Annotated in this window: 1 protein-coding gene and 1 pseudogene; both read right to left on the bottom strand. The window is 22.7% G+C overall.

The window, feature by feature from the left end; genetic code table 11:
• Positions 1-1,043: Mur ligase family protein (locus tag JG677_RS08200; protein ID WP_200286149.1), on the bottom strand; the 1,043-nt coding region annotated here is incomplete at its 3' end.
• Positions 1,030-1,275: pseudogene (locus JG677_RS08205) on the bottom strand (hypothetical protein); the annotation flags it as partial. The gene JG677_RS08200 and the pseudogene JG677_RS08205, both read right to left, overlap by 14 nt.

Consider the following 1,275-nt stretch of genomic DNA (forward strand, 5'->3'; position numbering starts at 1 on the left):
ATAGAAAAAATTATATCATTTGCCAGCTTTCTTTGTTCATCTTTGTATTTGTAAATTTTTATTGTATCTATTATAGGCTTTAATGTTTTTAAAATTTCAAAAATATCTTTATCTAAATAAGAATTGTATATCAAATCTATTTTAATATTTTGAAATCTTTCATATAAAGCCTTAGCTGCCATTTGATTGTGACCAACATCTACATAAAGTTTAGAGTTAATCTTTTGACATCTAGCTAACAAATTTAAAGCTTTTAATTTTTCAAAAGCTTTAAAAGTTCTTTTTTTACCCTCTAAAAGCACACAAGCATTTAAAGCTAAATTTAAATTATGTTTTAAAAAATTTGGTAATTGATATTTTTTAGCATAATTTTCAAATTGATTTTTTATATCATTACTTAAAAGCTCATTAAAATATAATCTTGTTTTTTTCATATAAGCAATGTGTTTTGCAAGATTTAAAACTTCTTCTTCTTGTTTTGTAGTTATAAGAGCTTTTTTAGTCATAATTTTTAGCTTTGTTCTTGCTATATCTTTAAGTGTATTTCCTAAAAGATCTTTATGATCAAAACCTATTCTTGTAAAAATACTTAATTTTTTATCAAAAATAGAAGTAGCATCATATTCTCCACCTACTCCTGCTTCAAAAATAATGTAATCACAATCTTTAAAAAGTATTGTAGCTAAAAATGTAGCATATTCAAAATAACTTAATTCCTCTAGATCATTTTTAAAAATATTAGATAGTTTTTGATGGGCTAATTCTAATTTTTTATCACTTATAATTTTTGAATTTAAATAAAATCTTTCATTAAAACTAAAAATATGGGGGCTAGTATAATGTCCAACTTTATAACCTAAATGATATAAAAGTTGAGTTAAATATCTTCCCGTACTCCCTTTACCATTTGTACCTACTATATGGATTATAGGTTTTATCTTTAATTTTTTTTTGTATTTCTCATACATTCTAAAAGCAACAAAACGATCAATTTTATCATAGTTGCTTGATTTTTTTAGTAAAAATTCACTAACTTTGTTCATTTATATTAATCTGCTCAATTAATTCTTCTAAAATATTTCCATCAGGATTGCCATCTTTATCTAAATAAACAGATTTTATTTTCGGTGAAATTAAATCATTTTTATAGATAAATTTAAAATTTTCTATAGTTTTTAAATTACTTTCTACAAGAGAAGCCATTTGTTCTTTATTTTTTCCAGGAGAAATAATTAAATAGCTTTTTTCATCTATCATCCAAAGCTCATCTAATTC

This window comes from Campylobacter sp. TTU-622, from assembly GCF_016598965.1.
GTDB lineage: Bacteria > Campylobacterota > Campylobacteria > Campylobacterales > Campylobacteraceae > Campylobacter_D.